Origin of the sequence: Paenibacillus xylanivorans, from assembly GCF_001280595.1 — a bacterium.
In the GTDB taxonomy this organism is placed as follows: domain Bacteria; phylum Bacillota; class Bacilli; order Paenibacillales; family Paenibacillaceae; genus Paenibacillus; species Paenibacillus xylanivorans.
Map to the genome: position 1 here is coordinate 108882 of NZ_LITU01000053.1, position 24443 is coordinate 133324.

General features: G+C 47.5%; 20 protein-coding genes. 17 read left to right on the forward strand and 3 right to left on the reverse strand.

Features of this window, described 5'->3' with window-relative positions:
- The 17 genes from AMS66_RS33635 to AMS66_RS10605 all read left to right on the forward strand — a co-directional run.
- A partial coding sequence (locus AMS66_RS33635) for an endonuclease III domain-containing protein (RefSeq protein ID WP_407944535.1) occupies positions 1–334 on the forward strand: 334 nt, incomplete at its 5' end.
- A gap of 23 nt (positions 335–357) precedes the next feature.
- A complete protein-coding gene (locus AMS66_RS10530) occupies positions 358–630 on the forward strand; it encodes a hypothetical protein (RefSeq protein ID WP_024630585.1) in 273 nt (90 codons plus the stop codon).
- Positions 578–868: a hypothetical protein gene (locus AMS66_RS33170; protein ID WP_236703328.1), complete on the forward strand. Its 291-nt coding sequence runs from the start codon at positions 578–580 to the stop codon at positions 866–868. Before AMS66_RS10530 ends, AMS66_RS33170 begins: the two co-directional genes overlap by 53 nt.
- 54 nt (positions 869–922) lie before the next feature.
- Positions 923–4594 carry a dynamin family protein gene (locus AMS66_RS10540; RefSeq protein WP_053780747.1) on the forward strand — a complete coding sequence of 1224 codons (3672 nt, stop codon included), beginning with the start codon at positions 923–925 and terminating at the stop codon, positions 4592–4594.
- Between the two features lie 321 nt (positions 4595–4915).
- Positions 4916–6688 carry an ABC transporter ATP-binding protein gene (locus tag AMS66_RS10545; RefSeq protein WP_053780748.1) on the forward strand — a complete coding sequence of 591 codons (1773 nt, stop codon included), beginning with the start codon at positions 4916–4918 and terminating at the stop codon, positions 6686–6688.
- Positions 6685–8535, forward strand: coding sequence for an ABC transporter ATP-binding protein (locus tag AMS66_RS10550; RefSeq protein ID WP_053780749.1), 1851 nt, complete (start codon positions 6685–6687; stop codon positions 8533–8535). Before AMS66_RS10545 ends, AMS66_RS10550 begins: the two co-directional genes overlap by 4 nt.
- 136 nt (positions 8536–8671) lie before the next feature.
- Positions 8672–9859, forward strand: a complete 1188-nt coding sequence (gene purT, locus AMS66_RS10555; protein ID WP_053780750.1) for a formate-dependent phosphoribosylglycinamide formyltransferase — start codon at positions 8672–8674, stop codon at positions 9857–9859.
- Positions 9849–10307 (forward strand): GNAT family N-acetyltransferase, encoded by a 459-nt coding sequence (locus AMS66_RS10560; protein ID WP_053780751.1) that lies wholly within the window; start codon positions 9849–9851, stop codon positions 10305–10307. Before purT ends, AMS66_RS10560 begins: the two co-directional genes overlap by 11 nt.
- Positions 10308–10651: 344 nt before the next feature.
- Positions 10652–11446 (forward strand): CAP domain-containing protein, encoded by a 795-nt coding sequence (locus AMS66_RS10565; RefSeq protein ID WP_053780752.1) that lies wholly within the window; start codon positions 10652–10654, stop codon positions 11444–11446.
- 245 nt (positions 11447–11691) lie between these two features.
- Entirely contained in the window at positions 11692–12558 is an 867-nt protein-coding gene (locus AMS66_RS10570; protein WP_053780753.1) for a GDSL-type esterase/lipase family protein, read from the forward strand.
- Positions 12559–13524, forward strand: a complete 966-nt coding sequence (locus AMS66_RS10575; protein WP_053780754.1) for an ABC transporter ATP-binding protein — start codon at positions 12559–12561, stop codon at positions 13522–13524.
- On the forward strand, positions 13517–14506 hold the full coding sequence (locus AMS66_RS10580; protein WP_053780755.1) for an ABC transporter permease: 990 nt from the start codon (positions 13517–13519) through the stop codon (positions 14504–14506). Before AMS66_RS10575 ends, AMS66_RS10580 begins: the two co-directional genes overlap by 8 nt.
- A 76-nt stretch (positions 14507–14582) precedes the next feature.
- A complete protein-coding gene (gene parE / locus AMS66_RS10585; protein WP_053780756.1) occupies positions 14583–16562 on the forward strand; it encodes a DNA topoisomerase IV subunit B in 1980 nt (659 codons plus the stop codon).
- A 12-nt stretch (positions 16563–16574) separates the two neighbouring features.
- Positions 16575–19019, forward strand: coding sequence for a DNA gyrase subunit A (gene gyrA, locus AMS66_RS10590; RefSeq protein ID WP_053780757.1), 2445 nt, complete (start codon positions 16575–16577; stop codon positions 19017–19019).
- 246 nt (positions 19020–19265) lie between these two features.
- Entirely contained in the window at positions 19266–19703 is a 438-nt protein-coding gene (locus AMS66_RS10595) for a MarR family winged helix-turn-helix transcriptional regulator (protein ID WP_024630572.1), read from the forward strand.
- A 243-nt stretch (positions 19704–19946) separates the two neighbouring features.
- Entirely contained in the window at positions 19947–20393 is a 447-nt protein-coding gene (locus AMS66_RS10600) for a MarR family winged helix-turn-helix transcriptional regulator (protein WP_053780758.1), read from the forward strand.
- Entirely contained in the window at positions 20390–21901 is a 1512-nt protein-coding gene (locus AMS66_RS10605) for a DHA2 family efflux MFS transporter permease subunit (protein WP_053780759.1), read from the forward strand. Before AMS66_RS10600 ends, AMS66_RS10605 begins: the two co-directional genes overlap by 4 nt.
- A gap of 113 nt (positions 21902–22014) precedes the next feature.
- On the opposite strand, the gene AMS66_RS10610 is transcribed toward AMS66_RS10605, so the two are convergent.
- The 3 genes from AMS66_RS10610 to AMS66_RS10620 form a co-directional block, all read right to left on the reverse strand.
- Entirely contained in the window at positions 22015–22359 is a 345-nt protein-coding gene (locus AMS66_RS10610) for an MGMT family protein (protein ID WP_053780760.1), read from the reverse strand.
- A 118-nt stretch (positions 22360–22477) separates the two neighbouring features.
- A complete protein-coding gene (locus AMS66_RS10615) occupies positions 22478–23212 on the reverse strand; it encodes an RluA family pseudouridine synthase (RefSeq protein ID WP_053780761.1) in 735 nt (244 codons plus the stop codon).
- Positions 23212–24075 carry a class I SAM-dependent methyltransferase gene (locus AMS66_RS10620; RefSeq protein ID WP_053780762.1) on the reverse strand — a complete coding sequence of 288 codons (864 nt, stop codon included), beginning with the start codon at positions 24073–24075 and terminating at the stop codon, positions 23212–23214. Before AMS66_RS10620 ends, AMS66_RS10615 begins: the two co-directional genes overlap by 1 nt.
- Positions 24076–24443: the final 368 nt, after the last annotated feature.

Below are 24443 nucleotides of genomic sequence, written 5' to 3' on the forward strand. Positions count from 1 at the left end.
TGCAAATGTCGTTGTATCCAATGCATTTGGAGTACCGGCAATTGCGGTTGATACGCATGTTGAACGTGTATCCAAAAGGTTGGCACTGGCAGGTTGGGATGACTCCGTACTTGAAGTCGAGAAAAAACTGATGAAGCGCGTACCCCGGGATGAGTGGACTTTAACTCATCATCGGTTCATATTTTTTGGACGCTACCATTGCAAGGCACAAAACCCTCAATGTCATGTCTGTCCATTGCTGGACATATGCAGAGAAGGTAAAAAGCGTATGAAAACGTCCCAAATCAGGAAAGATAAGGAACGTGCCACAACCCCAAAACGAAAAATAAATTAATGAGCAGAAGAGGATGAGTAATCATGAAATGCATTTCCGTGTACACTGACAATTTTGAGGCCTTCTCCGATATTTTCGAACAAATCGTTGAACAGGAAATGGCTGAAAACGAAGAAAAAGAAGTAGAAGGTATCACTGTAAGTCATTCTGGCGATGTGCCTGAACATTATCTGGAGCGTATGTCCACGAAACCAGAAGTGGTTGTCATGAGAGACAAAGGTCGTGACATTACGATTTTGCAGCATGGACAAGTATTTGAAATTTTGCTGCCTTCGATGGAGAACGCTGTTTCTTAAGAGATTTGGGATAATAAGTTATGCTGCTTCTATGTCACAGGGTTATCCTTTTGAAGGTGATCCGATTGGACATGGACGCAGCAAGCTTATGGAATACAATCGTTTCACAGATAAAACCGACAGCATCGGTTTTATTTTTTTATGTGGAGAATTGCTGAGTGAGATTTTCTTTGTCAGCCATCTTGCATTCAAACCGTTCAATTTCAAACTTGATAATGGTAAAATAAATGAATTATAAGATAAAGACATCGGACCAGATGTCAAATTAGAGGAGCCAGGGGGAAGGCCAGTCATGTCCAGAACAGATTACCCAGTAGAGATGGCCAAACCTCTGCTTCCACTGCGAGAAGCGATGGAGCAGACAGGGGACCATACAGCTGTACAGGCTTTAACGGATTTGATCAGTAAGGCGGAAATGAAACAGTTAACGATTGCGTTTTGTGGACACTTCTCAGCAGGCAAATCGAGTTTAATTAATAGTTTATGCGGCAAGCGGGTTTTGCCTTCGAGTCCTGTACCTACAAGTGCGAATGTTGTATCCATCCGTAACGGTGAGCCGAGAGCACTTATTTATACGTCATCAAACGTAAGCGCTGACAATTCAGCGGGAGTTCTTGAGGTTTCGCCAGAACAATTGGAAGAGTATTGCAAGAATGGTGGGGCATACACCTCCATTGAAGTATGGGATGACATCCCCCTACTGAAAGATGATGCGGTATTACTTGATACGCCAGGCGTGGATTCGACCGATCAGGGTCACAGCCTAGCAACACACTCAGCACTTCATCTTGCCGATGTGGTGTTCTATGTGATGGATTATAACCATGTACAATCGGAGAGTAACCTTTCTTTTGCCAAAAGTCTATCCGATTGGGGCAAACCGTTGTTTCTTATCGTAAATCAGATTGACAAACATCGGGAGCAGGAGCTTTCGTTTGACCAATATGTTGAAGGTGTAGAAGCTATTTTTGCAGCCTGGGAAGTCCGGTATGATGGTCTGCTGTTTACTTCGCTTCGGGACAAGGAGCATCGTTACAGCCAGTGGGAGCAGCTTCCTCAACTGATTGAACATATGATGAATGAAAAGGAAGGATTAATCAGGCACAGCCTTGCAAGCTCGGCGAGCCATGTGACTGAGCAGCACCTAACAAGACAGGCGGAAGAACGCGAAGAGGAAGAAACAGCGCTTCTGGAGGAAGTTGGGGGCAAGGAAGGGATTGAACGCCTAGAACGTGAACTGGGTCTCCTGGATCAAAAGGAAGCAGAGCTTCGTTCCAAACCATCGCGTGAACGGGAGAAGTTTCGGGCGGAGCTTGAACCCCTTCTGGCGAATGCGAACCTGACCCCGGCCGATATTCGTACCTCTGCCGCGGCCTATTTGGAAAGCCGTAAACCCGGTTTCCGGGTAGGCTTATTGTTCTCTGGTGGCAAAACGGAACAGGAGAAACAGCGTCGTGCTGCTGAGCTTGTTAGACTTTTGCAGGATCAGGTCTCGGGACAAGTCGAGGTTCATATCCGTACCATGCTCAGACAGCTGGGTGAGGCCCACCAGCTGTGGGGCGCTGAGTGGGAGCAGGCACTGAACGCGGAGCTGCCTGTGGTAGATGAAGCACTACTGGAGATGAAACGGAGCGCAAGCGCAGAGGTATCTCCCGAGTATGTGCTTCAATTTAGCAAGGAGGTGCGGGGCGAGATTGAGTCCCGCTACCGCAGGGCGGCCATGATGCTGGCCGACCGCTTGCTTGAAGCGCTGGGCGCGCAGGGCAAAGCCGCGCTCCAGGCGCTGGACGCCAGCCGCGCAGCGCTGCTGGCGCAATCGGCGTCGGCGGCGCGCTATACGGCGCTGCAGCGCGCCGCCGACGCCGAGGCAGCAGGGCTGCGCAGCCTGCTGCCTCCTGCGGGCCCCCTCACCTCCGGGCTGTTGCCGGAGGTGCAGGGCCCGCCCGTGCCCACGCACGAGCCGGGCGAAGCTCCCGGCCCGCACGCGGGCACGGCAGAGTCTGTGGCTGCGCAGCCACAGACTCCAGGGGCACCGCCGCCGCGCAAAGCGGCAGTGCCTGGGCAGCCGGCGGCTGGCGCACAGCGCCGCCGGCGCCTGGACGCAGCGGCGGCACGGCTGGAAGCCGCCGCTGCGCTGGTAGAGCCGTACCCCGCCATGGGGTCGGCGGTACGGGATCTGCGTGCACGTGCGGCTTCGCTTGCGGGCGGCACGTTTACGCTGGCGCTGTTCGGAGCGTTCAGCGCCGGCAAGTCCTCCTTCGCCAACGCGTTGCTGGGCGAAGCCGTATTACCGGTCTCGCCGCATCCAACGACAGCGGCAATTAACCGGATCATGGCTCCGGCAGGTGGCGCGGAGCATGGAACAGCTCGGGTCCGGATGAAGAGCTCGGACGCCTTCCAGGAAGATCTGGCGTATTCCTTCCGTTTGCTCGGACTGGGCGAGCCTGGGGCAGACTGGCAAAAACGGGTCAAAGCTCTTTCGCCACAGGATGTGCATCCGGCGGGGCGCCCGCATTACAGCTTTTTGCAGGCAGCCGCAGCAGGCTGGGAGGATACCGCAGATCAACTCGGCCAGGATGTGCTGGTAGATCTGAACGGATATAGAAACTTTGTCGCCAATGAGAAGAAGTCCTGCTTTGTCGATAGTATTGACCTGTACTACAGTTGTGATGTGACAGAACAAGGCATCGTACTTGTGGATACGCCGGGGGCTGACTCCGTGAATGCCCGTCATACGGGCGTGACATTCAATTATATGAAGAATGCGGATGCACTCATTTTCGTAACGTACTACAATCATGCTTTCTCTCAGGGAGACCGACAGTTCCTGAATCAATTGGGACGAGTAAAAGACAGCTCGGCGATGGATCAGATGTTCTTTGTGGTTAATGCGAGTGATTTGTCTTCCTCTGAGGAGGAGTTGGAGCAGGTGCTGGACCATGTGAGCACACAACTGCGCAGTAATGGCATTCGTGCACCACGTCTCTTTCCGGTATCAAGCATGCTGGCGATGGAAGGCAAGACGGCCAACGATGCGACGTTACTGGAGCAATCCGGCTTTATTCAGTTCGAGGAAGAATTTAACCGATTCGCAGGAAGAGAGCTTGCGGATCTTGCGGTCGGTGGGGCTTCTGAAGAGATCGCACGGGTGATCAAACGACTGAAGACACGTTCTGAGGATGCAACTCAGGGGGAAGAGGTTCTACAGCGACGTCGGGATGAGCTTGGCTCAATCCAGGAACAGTCACTTCAGAGGGTACATTTGCTCGCGGAACGGTCCATGAAGGCGGAATTGGCTCAGGAAACGGCTGAACTGCTCTTCCATGTGCGGCAGCGCCTGGGTTATCGTTTTAGTCTGTTCATGGCAGAGGCATTCCACCCATCAGTTCTTCGCGAGGATCGGGGAAATCTGAAAGCAGCCTTCGCTGCCTGCGGTCGCGAACTGCTGCGCATGATTGCCATCGAACTGGAACAGGAACTGCTCGCAACCACACTTAGACTCGAACAGGCTGGTCAGACTTGGCTGCACAAGCAAGTGAACGAATGTGTAGATGAACTGAAACGATTGTCCGGTGGGATGGATCTGTCGTTGCCACTGAACGAACGCTGGAGTACACCTGTCCTAGAAGAGGTGCGTCTGGAAGAACCTTCGGGTTGGAAAGCATATCTGGGTTATTTCCGTAATCCGAAACAGTTCTTCGAAGGAGATGGACGCCAGCGGCTGCAAGAAGCACTTGATCCTGTTATTAAACAGATGGTGATCGATGTTCTACCTGTTGCAGAGAATAAGCTGGTTCAATTCTATGACAACCAGCTTGTGCAGTCTTTGCAGCATCAATCCGGTCAATTGGAAGAGAGACTTGAGGAGGCCGTAGGTGCCCTTCATGAGACACTGACCAGTGGAATCCCTGCCGGAAAATGGGAGGGCCTGTCTATACAACTGGGACAGATCGAACGTGAATAAAAGGTATTCAAATCCATGTCTGTATGGAAACGGTTTTAAAACAAAATGAGTTATACAGCGATATTTTGAAATGTTGTCGCTGTACCAAAAAAGGCCCCTGCCTCTAAAGGCATACAGGGAGCCTTTTTTGGTACGAACAACCTGAAAGAAAGAGAATATTCAAACATTTGATTGATAGGAGGGTATCTACCTCCCTTAATGACGCATTAAGGTGAAAGTAGCCGGAATATGGTCGCTTATTCGCTTTGCCGCGAATGGGGGACGGTGATAAACTTCATAAATGTTCATACTGTTTTTGAACGATATAAGAGGAGGAGAGACATGGATGTTCTCAGGCAATTGCAGATCTTTTTCTGGGAGAAGCGTACGTATTTATTTTTATCGATCTTATGCCTCGCCATAGCGACCGCGCTTGGGCTGGTGTATCCAAACCTGCTAAGGATACTGATTGATGACGTTATCACTCCGCGTAATTTTGAAGACGTTCCCAAACTTGCTTTAACGGTATTAGGTGTCGTTATTCTAAAAGCAGGAATGCAATTTTTACACGGTCTTTTTGGAGGGCGTCTCGGAAACTTCCTGGCGTACCGACTTCGTAACGCTTGTTACGAAAAGCTTCAATTTTTATCCTTCCGGTATTATGATACGGCCAAAACGGGAGACTTGATGTCCCGCCTCACGGGAGATCTCGAAGCAATCCGCAACTTTATTGGATTTGGCTTCGCTCAAATTCTCAACATGGTTCTGATGGTCGTATTCGGCGCAATCATGATGATGACCATGAGTTGGAAGCTTACCTTGCTTACGCTCATATGTATTCCTCTGCTTGCCTTCGTTGCGCTGAGATTCGAATCCCGAATTCACCCTGCGTTTCAAGAAATGCGGCTGGCACTCAGTTCATTGACGACGGCGGTACAGGAGAATATTACAGGAGTGCGGACTGTAAAATCTTTTGCACGCGAGCCTTACGAAGTGGAGAAGTTTTCCACACGCAACGAGCGTTACAAAACGAATCAGATTCATGCTGCAACATTGTGGAGCCACTATTTTCCGATCATGGAGATACTCGCTTCTGTAAGCGTAGTGCTACTGCTACTGGTGGGCGGAAACATGGTTATTGAAAAATCGTTAACACTCGGTCAACTCGTTGCCTTTTTCAGTTTGATCTGGTACATAATCGGTCCAATGTGGAACCTTGGCTTCCACATCAACAACTATACGCAATCCAAAGCATCGGGTGAACGGGTGTTGGAACTGTTGAATACGCCGGTGGATGTACAAGAGACAGAAGATCCAGTCATTGTGGAGGCTGATCAAGTCAATGGGCATGTAACCTTTGAATCCGTTACCTTTGCTTACGGCAATAAAATGCCGGCAGTAACCGATATAAACTTTGATGCGCCACCAGGCTCTGTAATCGGCTTCCTGGGAGGAACAGGTTCGGGTAAATCGACCATTATTCAGCTCCTGATGCGTGCATACAATGTGAACTCGGGAACCATCAAGCTGGACGGCAAAAATATTAAAGACATTGGAATTCGCAGCCTGAGGAGTCAGATTGCTTCTGTGTTCCAGGAAACGTTCCTGTTCTCTTCCAGCATTCGGAACAACATATCATATGGACTCAAGAATGTAACAATGGATGAAATTATCCGCGCAGCGAAACTTGCTAAAGCCCATGAATTTATCATGGAATTCCCTGATGGTTACGATACCGTCGTTGGGGAACGCGGGATGGGCCTGTCCGGAGGACAGAAACAACGGATTGCCATCGCAAGGGCTCTGCTGAAAAACCCGAAAATTCTCGTCCTGGATGATGCAACCAGTGCGGTTGACATGGAGACCGAACATGAAATTCAATCGGGTTTCCAGGAAGTCATGCGTGGAAGGACTACGTTTATCATTGCGCATCGAATCTCTTCCCTGCGTCACGCAGATGAAATTCTGGTGCTGGATGAAGGACGGGTTGTTCAACGTGGAACACACAAACGTCTCATCGAAGAACCTGGGCCTTACCGGGACGTATATCAGATTCAATACGCAGATTATATTGCCCGCGGTAAGCGGGAGGCTGGGGAGCAGGTGAATTCATGAGTGCCGAAACGGTAGCCGATAGGCGTGAGGTCAAAGAGACCTCTGACAAGAAAATGAATGAACGTTTTGTATATAAAGACGACGAAATAATTGAAAAACCGTTTAACTGGCGTGAGTTCGGACGTTTGTTCGCGTACATGAAGCCTTATGCAAGACAACTCTTGCCACTCATTATTCTTATGATGATTCTAGGCACCATTACGAAATTATCCGTTCCATTTTTGATCAGTTTGGCGATTGATAAAGCGATTGCACCTGCAACGGGGTTGCCAAGCTTGACGATGCTCTACATTATTGCTGGTTCTGTGCTTGTGTTGTACCTGATTCAATGGGCTGCCAATACGTACAGAATCAAATTGACGAACATTATCGGACAACGGGTCATTTACGATCTTCGTTCGGATTTGTTCAAACATATTCAGAAGCTGTCCTTTAACTTTTTCGACAAAAGGCCTGCGGGTTCGGTGCTGGTGCGCGTCACCAATGATATCAACTCGTTGCAGGACCTGTTCACTAACGGTGCGGTTAACGTCATGATTGACTGTGTGCAGCTGTTGGGGATTATCGTCATTTTGCTGCTGATCAACTGGAAACTGGGCCTTGCGGTCATTATTACGGTTCCGCTCATGTTTATTATTTCGACCAAACTGCGTGTGCTGATCCGCCGTGCCTGGCAGGATGTACGCATGAAGAACTCACGCATCAACTCCCATTTGAATGAATCCATTCAGGGGATTCGTGTGACTCAGGCTTATACGCAGGAAAAAGAAAACATGAAGTATTTTGACAACATGAATCTGTCGAGCAAAAAATCCTGGGATAGAGCATCGGCCATGAACCAGGGTTTTGGTCCTCTGATTGAAATTACAGGCGGCTTCGGAACGTTAATCCTGTTCTGGTTCGGTGCTTACCTGATTCAAGAAGGGCAGCTGACGATCGGATTGCTTGTAGCCTTTGCCAACTATGTCGGCAACTTCTGGGACCCGATTAACCGTCTGGGACAGATGTACAATCAGTTGCTCGTTGCCATGGCTTCCTCTGAACGGATTTTCGAGTTTATGGATGAGGAGCCGAGCATTGCAGATAAACCTGGAGCCAAGCCGCTTCCTTCTATTAAAGGAGATATTGTATTCGACAATGTGGTGTTTGAATATGAGAAAGGCAGACAGGCGCTGAAGGGAATCAGTTTCGCTGCAGGTGCCGGACAATCGATTGCACTTGTAGGTCATACGGGTTCCGGTAAAAGTACCATTATCAATCTCATCAGCCGATTCTATGACATATCTGGCGGACGTCTGACTATTGATGGTCAGGATGTAAGGGATGTTACCGTTGAGAGTCTGCGCAGCCAGATCAGTATTGTGTTGCAGGATACGTTTATCTTCTCTGGCTCCATTCGCGATAATATCCGTTTTGGACGGCTGGATGCAACCAATGAAGAAGTGGAAGAAGCTGCGAAGGCTGTTAATGCCCATGAATTCATTATGAAGCTGCCGGGTGGATACGATACGGAAGTCGAAGAACGGGGCAATGTATTATCCATGGGACAACGACAATTGTTATCCTTTGCCCGTGCCTTGCTGGCTGACCCTCGAATCTTGATTTTGGATGAAGCGACTGCCAGCATTGACACCGAAACGGAGCTCAAAATTCAGGAGGCTTTGAAAGTGCTATTGCAAGGAAGAACTTCCTTTATGGTGGCCCACCGTCTCTCGACGATCCGAAATGCGGATAACATTATCGTGCTGGATCATGGTGAAATCAAGGAAGAAGGAAACCATGAGCAACTTATCCAGAAACAAGGAGTTTATAATGGATTAATAGAAGCTCAATACAGATTTTTGTAAAAATTGATCGAAAAAACACAAAAAATCTTGTAAAATTCACAAGAAAAATAGGGAGCACTCTTGCATTCTTTAACCAAAACCCCGAAAATAGAGAGATAGATATAGAAGATTTCTCTTTGGGAGGATTGGAAAGAACATGTGGGGTGCTCCATTTTCGGCTCAAGCCAAAAAAATGCTGCTACTGGGCAGCGGAGAATTGGGAAAAGAGGTCGTTATTGAGGCCCAACGACTGGGAGTAGAGACGATCGCTGTTGATCGTTACGAAAACGCACCTGCTATGCAGGTCGCACATCGGTCTTACTGCATCGACATGTTAAATGCCGAAGCTCTGAAACAATTGATCCGAAAGGAACAACCTCATTACATCGTACCTGAGATTGAAGCTATCGCAACAGAAGCTTTACTCGAGCTTGAGGAAGAAGGATTTTGTGTCGTTCCTACGGCCCGTGCTGCCCGTTTAACGATGGATCGCGAAGGCATCCGCCGTCTGGCAGCCGAACAATTGAACCTTCCGACAGCGGCCTATCTTTTTGCGGACAACCTGGAACAACTTCGGGATGCTGTTCGTGAGTTGGGTACACCATGCGTCATTAAACCACTAATGAGTTCTTCCGGTAAAGGGCAGAGCATATGCCGCACATCGGATGACGTAGAGGATTGCTGGAACATTGCTCTTTCGGGAGCACGCGGCAAATCCGTACGTGTCATTGTGGAAAGCTTTGTGAAGTTTGACAGCGAAATTACGCTGCTCACTGTTAGATCTGTCTCAGGGACTGTATTTTGTCCTCCGATTGGTCACATTCAGAAAGATGGGGATTATGTCGAATCGTGGCAACCTCATGCGATGACACCGGAGCAATGGGAGCAAGCTTGTCATATTGCCAAGTCTGTTACCGATGAGCTCGGTGGTTATGGACTGTTCGGGGTTGAATTATTCCTGACAGCAGATGGAGTCGTGTTCAGCGAGGTATCGCCTCGTCCGCATGATACAGGTATGGTTACCATGGTAACGCAAGATAGTTCCGAGTTTGCGCTGCATGTGCGTGCAATTCTTGGTTTTCCGGTCACGGGTGTACATTTACTGACACCGGGAGCTTCAGCAACGCTGAAGGCTAATGATGAAACATCTGACTTTACTGTAGGCGGGATTGAAGAAGCACTGGCGCTTCCTCGTACTCAGGTTCGTGTATTTGGCAAACCTGAGACCAAAGTGGGACGCCGAATGGCCGTAGCGTTAAGTGCCGGCCAAGATGTGAAAGAAGCTCGTAAAACAGCGGTACAAGCCGCTAATATGCTGAAAGTGGAGGTAAATCATGTCCAATAATGTTGAGGCCCCTGTACTGATGATCCGAGAGTGTGAACTGCGAGATGCTGAAGCGGTAACGGGACTGATGCGAGAGGTCAGCTATCCCACAACAGCCAATGTCATGAAAGAGCGCATTGAATGTTTGGAAAGCAATCCAAACGCATGCATGCTTGTTGCCGAAGTGGATGAACAAATTATTGGTGTGATTGGCTTGCAATGTGTGCAGAGTCATGCCTATCCGGAACCTGCCGCGCAAATTACGTCCTTGATTGTAGGGCAGGAACATCGTGGGGGCGGAATTGGTCGTCGTCTGATGGCTCGTGCCGAGGATTGGGGCAGACAGCAAGGTGGGAAACAATTGTTTGTCACCGGAGCGAACCGTGAAGTGACTTCAACAACCTTTTCTTTCTACGAGCATATTGGTTTCCAGAAGAGAGGCTATCGTTTCAGTAAAGTCCTTCTATAGAAAAAAGTTTTATTATATCGACATCTTCACGTTTCTGGTGTGGTGAATGATAAATAGAAGATAAGTGGCATTCGGCGAGTTTTTTTGTCCGAATGCCATTTTTTTTACTGTATTTTAAGGATGATGGTTGAGATTTTTGCTGATGTGCCAGCGTTTTAAGAGCAATTGCAGAATATAGTGCAATGTACTATAAACCGTTCACTTTCATTTGAAACAGGTTGTAAAAATGACAAAAAAGTTACTTTTCCATAATTTATGGGTTCACAATCTACTATTGAATTGATATACTCCTAGAGTACTAATTACAAAGTTGTCATAACTAATTTTTAAGGAGATGAATGAATTTGAAGAAGAAATGGATGAAAACCGTCGTAACCAGCAGTCTGACAGCCGTACTTGCCGTAGGGGTTATGCTCCCTGCTTCCGCTTCTGCTGCAGATGCATCATATAAAACTATTACTAAAACTACAACGTATAAAATTACGAGCGCAGAAAGCTTAAAAGCGTACATTGAACAATGGCTGAAAGATAATGGTTACACTGTATCCAATGGCGAGGGGCAGACAACGGTAGAGAAGCCGGCAACACAGCCTGATCAAACAACTAAACCAGCTCAACCCACAACACCTGCAAAACCGGTAACACCTGCAAAACCGACTCAAGAAGAGAAACCAGCAACTACGCCAGCCAAAGATCCTTCAAATACTGGCACTGGAGCGACTGCAGGCAACACGGGGAATACAAGCAACAGCGGCAGTGAGAGCACACAATCGGATTTTGCAGCTCAGGTCGTAAAACTTGTGAACGCTGAACGTGCCAAAGCAGGCCTGAGCGCATTGGCTTCCGATGCTCTTTTGGACAAAGTGGCTGTAGCCAAAGCGAAAGATATGAGCAACAACAATTATTTTGATCACCAATCACCAACCTATGGTTCTCCGTTTGACATGATGAAACAATTCGGAGTAACTTACAGCTATGCTGGCGAGAATATCGCGAAAGGGCAAAAAACACCTCAAGAGGTTGTTACAGCCTGGATGAATAGCGAAGGCCACCGTGCGAATATCCTAAGCAAAAACTTTACGAAAATCGGTGTTGGATACTACAACGGATATTGGGCTCAAGAATTTATCGGCAATTAATTGATTATATTGAAGAATATTTTGGTTTTAATTCAAAAAAAGGTTATGTCATCACAGCGTGAAGCTGTGCGTGACATAGCTTTTTTTTGTAAAAGCTTATATTATACCGAAATCCCTTATATAGCGGCAAAATTTGCAAATTAGCGACAGAACATTTATGTTATTTAGAAAACGCGTCATCTTAATGTAAAATCATTTTAAATTTTAAGTACCCGGCCAGGTGTACATGAGCGGAGATGTGATGAATGAAAAAAAGAAATCTTGATTCGGCGCCATGGATCTGGAGAACCATCAGTACAGTATCCATATTGACAACATTGCTGCTGTTATTTGGATTTGGATATGCCATTAAAGACGTCATTTTTCCAGAGGGAGATGCCCAACTAGGCACAGGAAAGCAGACAACGATCCCTGCCAAGGATAGCGGGGAACCAACGTCTGCGGTGAATGATGGTAAAATTCGAATGGCTGTGATCGGCGATTCTCTGGCAAGAGGTACTGGGGATGATGAAGGGCTTGGTTTTGTAAGACGGGCAGGAAATTTGCTCAAGGATCAGGGATATGATGTGCAGGTGTTGAACAATTTGGGTGTGAATGGTTTGAGAACAGACGCATTATTGAACAAGCTAGATGAACAGGGCATACGTTATGTCTTACAACAGTCCAACTTTATTCTGTTGTCGATCGGAGCGAATGATCTGTTCCAGGGTGGACAAGTTCTACAGGGAGAAGACATGCCAACGGCAGAGACACTTGCTGCGGCATTGCCGGAGACGTCGAAGCGTTTGCAGGAGATTTTGAAGAAAGTGAAAAAAATTAACCCTGATGCACAGATTGCCTACATAGGGCTATACAATCCGTTTGGTGATGTGAAAGAACTCAAAGAGCCGGGGAATGCGGTTGTAGCTGCATGGAACGATGCTGCAATGAAGGTACTGAACAACGAGGACAAGATGACACTCGTACCTACATTTGATTTGTTTGAAAATCATCTGGGACAGTATCTGTCATCAGATCATTTTCATCCCAATGGAGAAGGCTACGAGCAAATTGCGGTTCGGATTGCACAGGAATATCAGGCAGAGACTCCAGCAGAAGGGAGCGGAAAATAAATGGCACAAGAACAGACTGATTCCGTATTGTCCGTGCAGAATTTGAAGAAAAAAATTGGACGCAAGTGGATCATTAAGGATGTTACTTTTGACGTTAAACCTGGCGAAATTTTCGGTTTTCTGGGTCCGAATGGTGCCGGGAAAACAACAACCATTCGGATGTTAGTCGATCTGATTAAACCGACGGAAGGCAAAATTCAAGTCTGTGGTTATGATGTCAATCGTGATCCTGAACGAGCCTTGAAATACGTCGGTTCCATTGTTGAAAACCCTGAAGTGTACACATATTTGACTGGATGGGAGAATCTCGAGCATTTTGCCCGTATGCAGCCCGGGGTGGATAATGACCGTATTCAGGACGTAGTGGATATTGTACGCCTTGATCAGCGGATTCATGATAAAGTAAGAACCTACTCTCTGGGGATGCGTCAACGGCTTGGCATTGCACAGGCATTGCTTGGACGCCCGCGGCTGCTGATTCTGGATGAGCCAACGAACGGACTTGATCCCAAAGGGATTAAGGAACTTCGTGTCTTTATCAAACAGCTTGCAAGCGAGGGCATGGCTGTATTCGTCAGCAGTCATTTGCTCAGCGAGATTCAGCTTCTCTGTGACAGAGTGGCGATTATTAGTGCAGGGCGGGTACTCAGGGTTGGTGGCGTCAATGAACTGATTGAAGATCATTCCAAATTGGCAATATGGCATGTTACTCCACTGGATGCAGGCAAAAAAATGCTACTGAGTGCAGGCATTTCGCTGGTGGATCGTCCTGCAGACGTCATGGATGATACCATTATTGCAGGACTTGGTCCGAACGCTGTCGTTGCTGAAATGCACGAGGAGCGGATTCCGGACCTGGTACAGCAGATGGTACAAGCCGGGATTCAGGTTGAAGGAGTGCAGCGGATCCAGCCAACGCTGGAACAGCTATTCTTAAAAATGACAGAAGGTGAATCCATTGAGTAATATCATGCCGCTGATCCGAAACGAAACGATCAAGATGGTGAAGAAAAAACGTCTTTACATTATTTTTATCGTTCTCGCGGTGCTGGTCCCGATGTTTACGTATGCCCAGATGAAATCTGCGGAAAATAATCGTGACAAGTTTGGCGGCGACTGGCGGCTTGAACTGCAACAGGCCATTACAGATAACCAGAACTCGCTTGGCAGTGACCGGGTACCTGAAGAATACAAAAAGTACAGGACTGTGTACATCCAGCAAATGCAATACTATCTGGAGAATGACATCAATCCGAAGGAGCCTGGCGGTGTAACTTTCACGCGGGAATTCATGAATAACGCCGTTGGACTGTTTATTCCGCTGCTCATTATGGCGATTGCTTCGGATCTGGTATCCGGTGAGCGCACCACAGGTACGATCAAAATGCTTCTGACTCGTCCGGTCAAACGCTGGAAAGTGTTGCTGAGCAAGCTCATAACGCTGATGATGTTCGTGTCGATTATTGTGGTGTCGGCGTACATTATCTGTTATATAATCTCGGGAGCGGTGTTCGGATATAAAGGATTCGGCATGCCGATCTTTACCGGATTCAGGGTTGTCGGCACAGATGTCGATATGTCAGCAGTACATGCTGTGGACCAGTGGCTGTACATGCTGATGCAGGCAGGACTGATCTGGTTCGTCAGTATAATTGTGGCGATGCTTGCATTCATGGTCTCTGTATTAGTGCGAAGTACAGCTGCAAGTATTGTTATTATGATGGCAGCACTCATCGCAGGAACTATTCTCACCAGTATGGCCGCTTCCTGGCAGTCAGCCAAATATTTGTTCATGGTTAACCTCGAACTTCCGAATTATTTGTCTGGAGGTTTGCCACCAATCGAAGGGATGAATTTGGGTTTTTCCCTTATTGTGCTTAGTGTTTGGGGCATTGCTTCACTCTTTGTGTCATTCATTGTCTTTACGAAACGGGATATCTTGAATTAAAATGGACAAGGATAAGAAAACATCTGTTTGCATTTCAGGCATTTTTTTAGTTGCAAGTTAAGAAGGGGGAGCATGAATGGTCGAGCAAATCGATATGTCGGCAGGTTCGACAGGCGGAGGACAAGGGTCTTCAGGCTACGACGCGGACGACATTCAAGTACTTGAAGGACTGGTAGCGGTACGGAAACGGCCGGGAATGTACATCGGCAGCACCAGTGCTTCGGGTCTACATCATTTGGTATGGGAAATCGTGGATAACGCTGTCGACGAACATCTCGCCAAATTCTGCTCCAAAATCGATATCACGCTGCATAAGGACGGTTCTATTACGGTTCAGGATAACGGAAGGGGAATTCCGACAGGTATACATAAAACAGGGATTCCTACTCCCCAGGTCGTGTTTACGATTTTGCACGCAGGCGGAAAGTTCGGTGGATCAGGATACAAAAAATCAGGCGGTTTGCACGGTGTAGGTGCGTCAGTTACGAACGCATTGTCCGAATGGCTTGAAGTCGAGATTTTCCGTGATGGCAAGATTCATCGTCAACGATTCGAGTATTGGCAGGACAAAAAAGGCGTTGAGCATGTCGGAGAACCGGCGTCTGGTCTCGAAGTATTGGGCAATACCAATCGGACGGGGACAAAAGTTACGTTTAAACCGGATATTCGGGTGTTTCCGAACGGTATTCAATTGAATTATGATACACTGGCAGAACGTCTTCAGGAGATTGCTTTTCTGAATTCGGGTCTGAGAATTGTGCTCAAGGACGAACGTTCAGGGAATCAGGACGAGTACATGTACGAAGGCGGAGCAAGCCAGTTTGTTGCTTTTCTTAACGAAAATAAAGATGTACTGCATGATGTCATTCACTTCTATGCGGAAAAGGATGACATTGAGGTCGAAGTGGCGATCCAGTATAACGCGGGTTATACGGAAACGCTGGCGTCATTCGTAAACTCAATTCCCACTAGGGGCGGCGGTACACATGAGACCGGATTCAGGGCAGCTTATACACGTGTGATGAATGACTACGCACGGCGTACCAGCATGATTAAGGAAAAAGATAAAAACCTCGAAGGTAATGATTTACGTGAAGGCATGATGGCGGTCATTAGTGTCAAAATGTCGGAGGTTGAATTCGTAGGACAAACGAAGGATCAACTCGGTAGCGCTTCCGCGCGAAGCGCAGTGGATTCCGTCGTGTCCGAGAATATCCAGCGGTTTTTGGAAGAAAATCCGCAGGTCGCGCAAACATTGATTCGCAAAGCAGTTCAGGCCTCCAGAGCCAGAGAAGCTGCACGAAAAGCTCGGGATGAGATGCGGACCGGCAAAAAACGCAGCGAAAGCTCCAACCTGAACGGTAAACTCACCCCGGCACAATCCAAGGATTTTACCCGGAATGAACTGTTTATCGTCGAAGGAGATTCCGCAGGTGGTTCAGCCAAACAGGGACGTGACTCCAAGATTCAGGCGATACTCCCGCTTAAGGGTAAACCGCTCAATCCGGAAAAAGCGAAATTGGCCGACATCCTCAAAAATGAAGAATACCGTGCGATTACATCAGCGATTGGTGCAGGTATTGGAACCGAATTCGCAGTTGAAGACAGCAATTATTCCAAAATCATAATTATGACGGATGCCGATACGGATGGTGCACATATTCAGGTACTATTGCTGACTTTCTTTTACCGCTACATGAAACCGTTAATTGATGCAGGGAAAATATATATCGCTCAGCCGCCGCTTTACAAACTCACGCGCAAATCCGGCAAAATGGCAAGTGTACGTTATGCCTGGACAGATGAAGAGCTGGCGAATTACATGAAAGAATTTGGAACCAATGTGGAGCTCCAACGTTATAAAGGACTTGGCGAGATGAATCCGGATCAACTGTGGGAGACTACAATGAACCCGGAAACACGTGCATTGCTCAAGGTACAGATCGTTGATGCAGCGAAAGCGGAGCGACGAGTATCTACGCTAATGGGTGATAAAGTTGATCCGCGCAAACGCTGGATTGTAGAGAACGTCGACTTTACAGAGTACGAAGAATAGAAGGTGCTTGGAATGAGCCTATCAGAACAATTTATGCCGGCCTTTCTCGAAGAGGTCGTAGGTGACCGTTTCGGTCGCTACTCCAAATACATTATTCAGGACCGGGCCATTCCCGATGTACGGGATGGTTTGAAGCCTGTGCAGCGGCGTATTCTGTACGCCATGTACGATTCAGGAAATACGCCGGAGAAACCATATCGGAAGTCTGCCAAAACCGTTGGGGACGTCATGGGTAACTACCATCCTCACGGGGACTCCTCCATCTATGAAGGTATGGTGCGGATGGCACAGCCATGGAAAATGGGCCATATGCTCGTGGACGGTCATGGGAACTGGGGATCACAGGATGATGATCCGGCTGCAGCGATGCGTTATACAGAGGCCCGTTTGTCGTCCATCGCTATGGAGATGCTTCGCGACATCGAGAAACGGACTGTTCTGTTTAAGGATAATTTTGATAATACGGCCAAAGAGCCGGTTGTATTACCTTCCCGTTATCCGAACCTGCTGGTCAATGGTGTAAGTGGGATATCATCTGGTTTTGCAACGGAGATTCCTCCACATAATTTACGTGAAACCATTGATGCTTGTATTGCCTTGATGGAGAAGCCATCGATTGAACTGGACGAGATTATGATGTTCATGAAAGGTCCGGATTTTCCGACAGGCGGATTAATTATGGGCGGCGACGGAATTCTGGATGCTTATCGCACAGGTAAAGGACGGATTTATCTCCGGTCCAAAACCGATATCGAGAATATGCGTGGTGGCAAACAGCAAATCGTGATTACCGAGATTCCTTATCAGGTCGTGAAATCCCGGCTGGTTACAGCGATGGAAAACATCCGGCTTGAGAAAAAGGTTGAAGGGATTGCCGAAGTACGGGATGAGAGTGGGCGTGAAGGCCTGCGAATCGTGGTTGAGTTGAAAAAAGAAGCAGATGCACAAGGTATTTTGGCTTATTTGCTGAAGAAAACCGACCTGCAGGTCACCTACAACTTCAACATGGTTGCGATTGTGAATAAAGCCCCTCAGCAATTGGGATTGAAATCAATCCTCGAGGCTTATATTGCTCACCAGCGTGAAGTTGTGACGTTCCGTACCCGCTTTGAGCTGGAGAAGGCGGAAGACCGTGCACATGTCCTGGAAGGTCTGGTAAAAGCTCTTAACATCCTCGATGAGGTCATTGCGGCTATCAAAGCGTCGAAGAACCGTCAGGATGCTCAAAATAACCTGATGTGGATGTTTGGTTTCTCGGAACGTCAGGCGGATTCCATTCTGACTTTGCAATTATACCGATTGACCAATCTGGAGATTACTTCTCTGGAAAAGGAACTCGGCGAACTGATGAAAAAGATCGCGCAATTACGCTCCATTCTGGATAGTGACCGCAAGCTGATCGGAGTTATCCGCAAAGAGCTGATGGAGATTCGTGAGAAATACGGAATTGACCGTCGCTCAGCCATTCAGGGCGAGGTGGAAGAACTCAAGGTTAATCTGGAAGTGCTGGTGAACGCGGAAGATGTATTTGTCACGTTGTCCAAAGAGGGATACATCAAGCGTACAGGCATGCAATCATTCACACGATCCGGCGGGGAGCGTAACGCAAGTGGTGTGAAAGAAGGCGATTATATCGCCCAGGTCCTTGAAGTCAACACGCTTGAGAATCTGCTGGTATTTACGAAGAAAGGCCAGTATTTCCTGTTACCTGTGCATCAGGTGCCGGAATTCAAGTGGAAAGATCCGGGGACGGCGATCGTCAACGTCATTCCTCTTGCGAAGGATGATCGGATCTCAAGTGTGCTTGCCGTTAAATCCTTCGAAGAACCGGATCACAGTCTGGTCTTTGTCACCCGCAAAGGACAGGTGAAACGTACCGAACTGAAGGAGTACGTCACCAAGCGTTCTGGTGCAGTGGCAGCCTGTAAGGTTGGCAAGGATGATGAGGTATTATCCGTTCATTTAAGTACAGGTGGCAAGGACATCTTGCTGATCACCAGAGAAGCCATGGCAATTCGTTTCCGTGAGGATGAAGTGAATCCGATGGGACGTGTGTCTGGGGGCGTGCGTGGTATTCAGTTAAAAGAAACAGATGAAGTCGTATCTGTTCTGTGGGTGGAAGGCGATGAAGGCGAAGTTGCTATTTTGTCTGACTTGGGTTACGGCAAACGCTCGTTGTTGCTGGATTATGCTCTACAGAGCCGTGGCGGCAAGGGACTGGCAACATTTGAGTTCAAGGAAGGCAAACGGGTGAAACCGAATGGTAGCCGAATTGCCGGAGCGTTCTATTGTCGGGAACAAAGGAATGTAACGGTAATGACCAAGGAAGGCCAATCCCATCACATTTCTTCCGAAGCTGTACCTATTACCGAACGGAAGCATATCGGTAAATTGCTTGTGCATGTGGACAAACAGGATGAAATTGTGGAGCTTATCATGGATCTCGCGGAGAATTAGACAGCTTCTTCTTCATAATAAGGATTCAATTAAGACTCTTTGCAGAGCAGGGAAACCTGTCATGCGAAGAGTCTTATTTTGTTGTTCGGACGCGGATTAAAAGAGGACCTCGATGCGAAGTTTAACAACCTTCGTCGATTACGGTCGATCGCTGGGAAATTGAAAAAAGGCAGCAGGAATGCGGCTTTGAAGAGCGAAAACTTAAGCAGGTGAAGTGATAACCGGTTGCAGAGAGGAGCGATGAAGATGTATAATTCCGATTTTGCCAAGTGCTGGTCGAGGCTGACCAAGGACTACAAGCTGCATATGGATCATGAGCTGGCACCCTCGTTAACAGAGGCGCAGCTGGCCGTACTGGAGGTTCTTGAGGATCACGAAAAGATGAAACCATCGGATCTGATTCCTTTTCTGGCTACAACACCCGCAGCAGTAACGATGTTGTTGGATCGTATGGAGAAAAACGGTCTGATTCGCAGGGAACGCGATAATCAGGATCGAAGAATCGTATGGGTATCCCTATCCGATAAGGGACGCATGGAGACCGAACGGGGGATCACAATTCGCAATGAGTTTATGAATTCGGTTCTTAGCAACATTTCGATGCATAATCAGCAGTTGCTGGTTTATCTGTTAGGCAAAATGACAACACCTAAAACAAAAGAGCATGCTTTGTCCACATCTTAATGACGAGGGACGTGCGAATAATAATAACCATGGAACTCTTGCTGAATATGCAGGAGAGCTGTGGTTATTTTTTTATTTATGTATACTTTAAAGAGTTTTGCCTGCTTTGGAGTACTAAGAATAAATTCTAAAATTTTATATGTAAAGAGTTGACTATGTAAATATTTTTGTTATAATAAGTAATTGTTCCCCTGATATTTCGTGTACGAAATATTATATTCCATAAGTAAAAAGGGTGAATTAATGTCTGACACATACGAAGTATTCTACATTATTAATTCGTTTCGGCAGGTCAATCAAATGCTCTTCCGGGCATTCTGGAATGAAAACAAGGAAATCGAGCTCACTTCGATTCAATTCATGGTGTTGTCCATTTTGAAGGAGCGTCCTTCTATCGGTATTAATGAAGTGGCTGAACTCTGTCATATGGGCAGCAGCTCTATGAGCGCTGTGGTAGAGCGTCTCGTTAAGGGAGAGTACCTTGTTCGAACGCGTTCCGACTCGGACCGTCGATCCGTAAAGCTTCAGATTACGGTCAAAGGGGAACAGGCCCAGCAGGAAACACACCGTTTGTGGATGGAGCGAGTCTCACCCATTCTGGATATCCCGAAGGAAGACCTTGAGCACCTGCTTAGAATTCATAATCAAATGATTGAAAAGTTAGAAGGAAGAGAGATGAACAACCAATGAGTACTACTGCAGCAGCAGCTCCATCCTCCGCGATGGACAACATTAAGAAAGGCCCGATTGTGGCCGCATTGCTAATCGGTGCATTCGTCGCCTTCCTGAATCAAACTTTGATGAACGTAGCTCTTCCTAAGATTATGGAAGACCTCGGCATCGGAGCGAACAAAGCCCAATGGCTGACTACCGGTTATATGCTTGTCAATGGTGTGTTGATTCCGGTTACGGCGTATCTGATCGCCAAATTCTCGACACGTCAAATTTTTATTACTGCCATGACGCTCTTTACATTAGGGACCTTGGTCTGTGGCTTGAGTCCGAACTTTGGTATCCTGATGGTAGGTCGTGTTATTCAAGCGGCAGGTGCAGGTATCCTGATGCCATTGATGACCGTTGTTTTCCTGACGATCTTCCCAATCGAGAAGCGTGGTCAGGCCATGGGTACGATGGGGATCGCGATGATTCTGGCTCCAGCCATTGGACCGACACTGTCGGGTTATGTGGTTGAGCATTATTCCTGGAGACTGTTGTTCTATATCATCTTGCCATTCTCCATTATTGCGACCGGGATCGGTATTGCTTTTGTCAAAAACGTAACACGTCAATCCAAACCCAAACTGGACTATCCAGGCGTTATCCTTTCTACACTCGGTTTTGGTAGTTTATTATACGGCTTCAGTGATGCGGGTACAGACGGATGGGGCAGTGCAATTGTTATCGCTTGTCTGATTGTCGGGGCTGTATCTCTGATCCTGTTCGTTATTAGACAGATGACGACGGATCATCCGCTCTTGGAGTTCCGTATTTTCAAATACAACATGTATACATTAACAACGATTATTAACATGCTCGTCACGATGGCGATGTTTGCCGGTATGATTTTGCTTCCGATTTTCTTGCAAAATATTCGTGGATTCTCACCGATTGAATCTGGTTTGCTGATGATGCCGGGCGCGATCCTGATGGGGATTATGTCTCCAATCACAGGTCGGATTTTCGATAAAGTCGGAGCGCGCTGGTTGTCCGTTGCCGGTCTTGCAATTACGGCCATCACAACTTGGGGGCTCAGCCGCCTATCGATTGATACGACGTATGGTTACATGATGTTTATCTACACAGCTCGTATGTTCGGTATGTCGATGTTGATGATGCCAATTCAAACGGCGGGCCTGAATCAGCTGCCACAGCGCCTGAACGCGCATGGTACAGCGATGTCCAATACACTGCGTACGGTTGCGGGTGCCATTGGTACAGCGATTCTCGTTACGATTATGAGTAGCAAGCTGAAATCCCATCTGGCAGATACCCTGGCTACAGGCCAAATCGCTACAGATGATAAGGCTGCAATGCTCCGTGCTACCGCAGATGCAACCATCTACGGGGTAAACTATGCGTTTATTATAGCGACCGCAATGACAGTCGTTGCTTTGTTCCTGGCGTTCTTTATCCGTAAAACAAAACCGGCTACTGAACCTGTAACGGTTGAGCAGCAAAAAGTGAATGCAACAGCTTAAACCGTACTTAGGTTAATGTTCTTATTCATTCAATAAAGGCTTTAAATATACAAAAGAGAGTTCAGGCAGATCACACTGCTTGAACTCTCTTTTTGCTATACCTTGTTTTGACTTTATTTTTCATCGGTCGATAGATCAAGCAGGAATGTAGGACCTGGATCATGACCGAAGAGTCTGAGATTGATGCTCCCATCCATCTGAAATTCAACACCTTCGCTAATGAGCTCCGTCTCCTGCATCAGGCGCGAATGTTCGTCGGGAATGGAGATCTCACCCTTGGCGTTGACGACGCGGTGCCATGGAAGGCGCTCCTTCCGGCTCATGGAGTGCAGAATGCGTACGACCTGTCTGGCAGCTCTCGGGCTGCCTGCATGAGCGGCAATCTGCCCATAGGTCATAACTTTCCCCTCAGGAATTGCTGCGATAATGGCGACGACCTGTTGCGTAAACGGTGTCATATTAGTTGGGTCTTCCTTTCCATTTGAGTAAAAAACCGTGCCATTCAGATGCGGGATCTGGATAACACGGTTTACGATCAAATTTGGCCTAATCCTGTGAACGAAAAAAAATTAACGATTAATGTTCCGCTTTAAATGCTTTATCATACACAGCAGCCGGCCACTCTGCCCATGGAAATTCACGGGGAGGCAGGGACTGTAGAACAATTTCCTCCTTCGTTACTGGGTGAGGAAAAGCTGCAATCGCAGACCAGAGAGCGATTTGTTGTCCGGGCTTATTCATGCTTGCACCGTACTTCTGATCTCCGAACAGCGGGCAGCCGATTTCTTTCATTTGGACCCGGATCTGATGAGACCTGCCAGTGTGCAGTTCGATATGAACTAGACTATAACGGTCGGTTTCACCGATGACTTGGTAATCCAAAACGGCATCCTTACCGCCGACTGTACCCTGAGGTACAACGGTGACGGTATTGGTACTCCCATCTTTCAGCAGCGTGTGTTTTAACGTCCCTTGCTGTGCGGGCAGCTTACCATGTACAACAGCCGCATATATTTTGCGGAAATGACGTCCCCGAACCGTCTCGGATAATCTTGAAGCAGCCTTTGATGTTTTGGCAAAAATCATCGCACCACCAACGGGACGGTCAAGACGATGCACTAATCCGAGATAAACGTTGCCAGGTTTGTTATACCGCTCTTTCAAATCCTGTTTCAGCAGTGTAAGCAAATCCGGATCACCTGATGCATCTTCCTGTGTAGGTACATTGACCGGCTTCGTAATGCCTAACAGGTGATTGTCCTCAAACAGAATGGGAATATCACCGGTTCCTTGCAAATGTTGGGACATCATCAGGACTCCCAACGGCCCAAGATGCCGCACGGCAGATCCAGACCACTACGGGTAATTGGAAGACCAATTTCGCCTGCCGTAATTTGACCGCCGTATTGGGCAGACATCGTCATTGTCAGCATGTTGCGCAAAACGGTAGAGGAGATACCAGTAGTATAGGAATTGACCAGCATGAATAATGGGTTATCCGACAAAATTTCCATACAGGACTTCAAGAAAGGGTAGAGGTTCTCTTCCAGTTTCCATGTCTCTCCGTTAGGGCCTCGGCCATAGGAAGGCGGGTCCATAATAATCGCGTCGTATCGATTGCCGCGACGCTGTTCGCGCTGTACGAATTTGAATACATCATCTGTAATGAAACGAACAGGACGATCCGCGAGGCCGGATAATTGAACATTTTCTTTGGCCCACTGCACCATGCCTTTGGCTGCATCCACGTGCACAACTGAAGCTCCCGCATAAGCAGCAGCAACTGTTGCGCCGCCTGTATACGCAAACAGGTTCAGTACAGAGATGGGACGACCTGCTCCGGCGATTTTATCCATCATCCAGCTCCAGTTGGCCGCTTGCTCAGGGAACAGACCGGTATGTTTGAAGCTGGTTGGTTTAATATGAAATTTCAGGTTTTCGTATTCGATGGTCCAGCGTTCCGGAATTGGTTTTTTCATATCCCAGCTGCCGCCGCCCGAAGAACTGCGGTGATAATGGCCGTGAACCTGGAGCCATTCATTGGTTTCTTTTTCAAGGGGCCAAATAATCTGTGGATCGGGTCTGCGCAAAATCACATCGCCCCAACGCTCCAGCTTTTCGCCGCCTCCTGTATCAATTACTTCATAGTCCTTCCAGTTCTTTGCTACGTACATAAGTATTTATCCATCCTTCAAAAGTCATTTGGATACTATTGTACAACAAAAAAGGACCTGTACGCCAGTTGTGGTGGGCGGAAACCCTTTGTGGAAAGATGGTCACGTCATGCTGCACTTTCATAACTGGAATATGATAAATCCGTTCTTAAAAAGATTTCTTATGAAAGTTAATCAAAAAACGCTTGGCCTAACGAGGGCAAAGTACTTTTGATGGTGTTGAATGTGGTTCATCACCATATACTGAAATTGAATGCGAATGAAAATTTAATTTGACAATGATAATCATTATCACATATGATTTTGATACATTCAAATGTTACTTCTTCAGGAACAGTATGACATGATCAATAAAAAGTGAGGGAAAA